Below are 4,137 nucleotides of genomic sequence, written 5' to 3'. Positions count from 1 at the left end.
GGTGTTATAATTGTAACTCTTGCCATCAGGACGCAGAACCAGCTTAGAAGTAATAAATAAACTTTTCATAGTCAGTGTATTATTAGGATAGGTTCTAATGAGATAATCGTAGAATTCCCTGCAGCTCGGGCCGTCCATCTTTAAGTGAAGTTTAGAATGGTGTTCCTTCCAATCCTTTAGCAGAACATATTTAAAATCCTCTACGGTCGTTAAATCCTGGTTTAAGAGATCGAATCTTACTAGTTCATTGTAAAGTTGGATTAATTGAAGATCTGAAATAGAAAGATTAAAATTTTCAGAAGATTTAGCAGTAGGCTTTTTAAGCTGTGGCGCAAAAGTGTCTTCAAATTTCTTAGTCCAGGTAAATTGACAAGCAAGGAATCCTAGGATAAATGTAAGCCACACGATAAATTGAATAAGTAACCCTGTTTTTTCCAGTGATGAATTGGAGTAGACCATAAGATTCATAAAGCCTAGTCCAATCGAGTGTAAGAATATCCTTGGCTTTTCTAAATGCTGCTGCCAAGCAATGGTCTCGTTTAAGAAATAGCCGAAAACTTTCGGGGCAAAATGATTTGCTAATCGCCCATAAATAAAAATAAAGGCTATACTGGTCAAGTATGGAAATAGATCAAAACTCATGATTTATTCTGAGCTCCGGGATCAAATACGCAGCTTCTTTTTTCTTCTTGTCTACAATTTTGGCATAGACCTGAGTCGTTCTAATTTCTTTATGACCGAGAATTTTGGAAACAGTATAAATATCTGCTCCATTTTCGAGGAGAAGTACTGCATGTGTATGCCTGGCACTATGAAACGTAATATGCTTTGTTATACCTGCGCGCATACACCATCTGAGAATTTCTGCATTAAAATGAGCTCCATACTTCAATCCCTGAAACACCCGATCACTTTCACTTTTTCTCTTCCCTAAAAGCTGTCTTGCCTGACCGGAGATAAATTGATACTCCTGGCCTGCTGTTTTCTTTTGCCTGAAAACGAGCCGGGTTTCACCTTCTTCATCCCTTACCTCAGACCAGGTGAGTTTATTAATGTCGCTCCATCTTAAACCTGTCAGGCAACTGAATAAAAAAGCCGATTTTAAAATTGGATGTTTGCAATGTGCCTTTGCCACTGCTTGAAGCTCTTCATGTGTAAGATGCTCACGTGAAGTTTCTCCCTGCGCAAAACCTTTTACAGAGGTAGCAAAGTTTCTACGGGTGTATCCATCTTCAAAGGCTTGCCTTAAAGCTGCTTTAAACTTATTGTAGTAGGTATATTTAGAATTTTGAGAAAGTTCTGTATTGGATTTAGTTGTCGCCTTCTTATTTAAATGCTTTTTAAACCCTATGACAAATTCTTCATCAATATCCTCAAAAGTTATATGTCTTTTTTTGCAGTAATCTTCTATATGATTTTGGGCGGCATCCCAATTGTCATAATTTCCTTTACTCTCATAACGTTCTTCTTTAAGCTTCTCGTAGTAAGTGAGAAAAAGAAGCTTATCTTTAGATCTATCTTTGATTCCATATTTTCCCTGAGCATACTCAGCTCTTCGTATGGATAAAATCTGCTCGGCTCTTAAAAGGATCTCTTCGTTTTCTCTTTTTTCCGAAGCATTTTTTGGGTCGATATATAAATATTCTTTGAGATATTCAAACTCTCTATTATGGGTCTGTTTTCCATCTGCATCTCTGACCTTACCTTTATAATATTCTATATAGAGACTATACTTTCCCGTGGCCAGTTTCTTCTTTTTAAGTTTAATTTTCATAACCCCTTCTTTTTCTTAAAGATAAACAAAAAAGAAATACAAGGTGTACCAAAGTACACCTGAGATATGAAAATTAACAACGAGGTGTACCAAAGGTGAAAAATGAGGTGTACCAACCTCTTTCTACTAGAAAGGAACAGAAAATAAATAGGGGCTGTTAAGCCCCTATTTTAGTGAATTTTGATATCATTTAACATCAAAAAGAAACAAATGAAATCAAATAAAATTTGCTGTTTATTTGCCAATACAAAAATTAGCAAAAATATTCCCTAACAAATCGTCGTTAGTTATTTCGCCGGTAATTTCTCCAAAGTGATGCAATGCCTGGCGGATATCTATCGCAAGAAGATCTCCGGAGAGATTAGCGTTTAGACCGTCCTGAACCTTATTTATTTCTTCAAGAGCGCTTAGCAGCGCGTTGTAATGTCTGGAGTTAGTGACAATAGTATTATTGTTGCGGAGTTCGCCTGTATTTACAAAATCTAATAATTTGTTTTTCAATTCCTCAACTCCCGCTCCGGTCTTGGCGGAGAGTAGTAAAAACTGTGATCTTTCACTATTTCCCGAGATAGTCTCTAGTTCTGCAATCAGCCTTTCCCGCTCTGTTTCTTCAATTTTATCTGTTTTGTTGGCAATGATAAGTAATGGTTTCTGCGGAAATTGGTTTTTTATTTTTTCTATTTCAACTTTAAACTCTGAACTCAGAACTTTGAACCTTTCTGCGTTTAGCAGAAAAACAACGACCTGCGCCTGACTTATCTTTTCAAAAGTTCGCTTAATCCCGATACTCTCTACTATGTCCTGCGTTTCCCGAATTCCGGCGGTATCTATAAACCTGAAACCGACTCCGCCAATAGCCATTTCATCTTCAATGGTATCCCGCGTTGTCCCAGCAATTTCAGAAACTATGGCGCGTTCTTCGTTGAGAAGGGAATTTAGTAAAGTAGATTTTCCCACATTTGGTTCGCCTACAATGGCGACAGGAATTCCATTTTTTAGCACATTTCCTGTCGCAAAAGAATCTATAAGCCGTTTCAGAACCTGCTGAATCCTTGCGACAAGCTCTTTAAATTGATCACGATTGGCAAATTCCACATCTTCTTCAGCAAAATCCAATTCCAGTTCAATTAAAGAAGCAAAATCCAGCAGTTCCTGACGAAGCCGCTGGATTTCATTGGAAAATCCGCCGCGCATCTGTTGCATCGCCATCTGGTGCGATGCCTGATTTTCAGAAGAAATTAAATCGGCTACAGCTTCTGCCTGGCTTAAATCCATTTTTCCGTTAAGAAATGCGCGCAGTGTAAATTCTCCAGCTTCCGCAGAACGGCAACCTTTCTGAATCATTAACTGGATAATTTCCTGTTGGATATAAGGACTTCCATGGCAGGAAATCTCTATAGTTTCCTCGCCCGTATAAGATTTTGGCGCACGAAAAACGGAAACTAGAACTTCATCAATAATTCTTTCAGCATCTATTATATTACCCAAGTGAAGCGTGTGCGAAGGTTGATCTTCCAGTTTCTTACCGCTCTTAGCTTTGAAAACCGGGGCAACAATCGAAATGGCTTCTGGTCCTGAAACTCTTATAATCGCAATTGCACCTGCGCCAGAAGGCGTGGCGAGTGCAACAATAGTGTCGTTCAATTTCATTTTGCAAAGGTAAGAAACGACTATCAATTTGCCAGTTTTCGGTTTAGAAGCTCACGGTTTTTACTAAAATCAAATGCAAGTGATAAAAATCCTGTAACATTTTGAAATACAAGTCGTCTTATTTGTAAAGCCCATCTTTTTCTGGACGTCATCATCAGTAATTCTAATTATAATCATCAAACAATGGAAAGTTATACAGCAATGAGAGAGGACCGGCAGATGCTGGTTATAGCGCACAGTAGTCAGTTACTGGATTTAATCACCGGGATTGGCGGATTCATCGTTCCGCTAATTCTGTGGGCAACACAAAAGGACAAAGTGCTGGGAATGGATGAGCATGGGAAAATGATCATGAACTTTCAGATTAGCCTGTTTCTTTACAGCATCGTTTGTATACCACTCATTTTTCTTTTCGGAATTGGACTTTTGTTGCTGGGAATAATCTGGATTTTTGGAATAGTACTTCCTATTATTAATGCTATTAAAGCAAGTAATGGTGAACCTTGTAGTTACCCATTCACACTTCAGTTGATTTCGTAAGATTCTACGGAAGGAGACGACTCAAATCTGGCAATTATCGACCTTTTGAGGTGCGAAGTTGTACTTTTCTCTTTCCTTATCACAAGTAGTGCTGAAAATGGCAGTTATCGGCTTGTAGTTTCCAGGTTGTCATGCTGAACTTGTTTCAGCATCTCTCACTGAGCTTGTCGGGT

At 38.4% G+C, this 4,137-nt stretch carries 4 protein-coding genes; 1 reads left to right on the top strand and 3 read right to left on the bottom strand.

Annotation, left to right across the window (positions count from 1 at the left end):
* The 3 genes from RM545_RS17315 to mnmE all read right to left on the bottom strand — a co-directional run.
* On the bottom strand, positions 1 to 642 hold a 642-nt coding region (locus RM545_RS17315), incomplete at its 3' end, for a hypothetical protein (protein WP_311496539.1).
* A complete protein-coding gene (locus RM545_RS17310) occupies positions 632 to 1,774 on the bottom strand; it encodes a tyrosine-type recombinase/integrase (RefSeq protein ID WP_311496538.1) in 1,143 nt (380 codons plus the stop codon). The genes RM545_RS17315 and RM545_RS17310, both read right to left, overlap by 11 nt.
* Positions 1,775 to 2,008: 234 nt before the next feature.
* Entirely contained in the window at positions 2,009 to 3,424 is a 1,416-nt protein-coding gene (gene mnmE / locus RM545_RS17305; RefSeq protein ID WP_311496537.1) for a tRNA uridine-5-carboxymethylaminomethyl(34) synthesis GTPase MnmE, read from the bottom strand.
* A 183-nt stretch (positions 3,425 to 3,607) separates the two neighbouring features.
* On the opposite strand from mnmE, the gene RM545_RS17300 reads away from it, so the two are divergent.
* Entirely contained in the window at positions 3,608 to 3,964 is a 357-nt protein-coding gene (locus RM545_RS17300; protein ID WP_311485581.1) for a DUF4870 domain-containing protein, read from the top strand.
* Positions 3,965 to 4,137: the final 173 nt, after the last annotated feature.

Origin of the sequence: Autumnicola lenta, assembly GCF_031846515.1 — a bacterium.
Classification (GTDB): Bacteria; Bacteroidota; Bacteroidia; order Flavobacteriales; family Flavobacteriaceae; genus Autumnicola; species Autumnicola lenta.
The sequence above is the reverse complement of the archived record's forward strand: the minus strand, read 5'-3'. Positions and strand labels throughout refer to the sequence as shown.

Coding starts and splice junctions, on each gene's coding strand:
- RM545_RS17310 (WP_311496538.1), bottom strand. CDS start 1,774: ATGAAAATTAAACTTAAAAAGAAGAAACTGGCCACGGGAAAGTATAGT.
- mnmE (WP_311496537.1), bottom strand. CDS start 3,424: ATGAAATTGAACGACACTATTGTTGCACTCGCCACGCCTTCTGGCGCA.
- RM545_RS17300 (WP_311485581.1), top strand. CDS start 3,608: ATGGAAAGTTATACAGCAATGAGAGAGGACCGGCAGATGCTGGTTATA.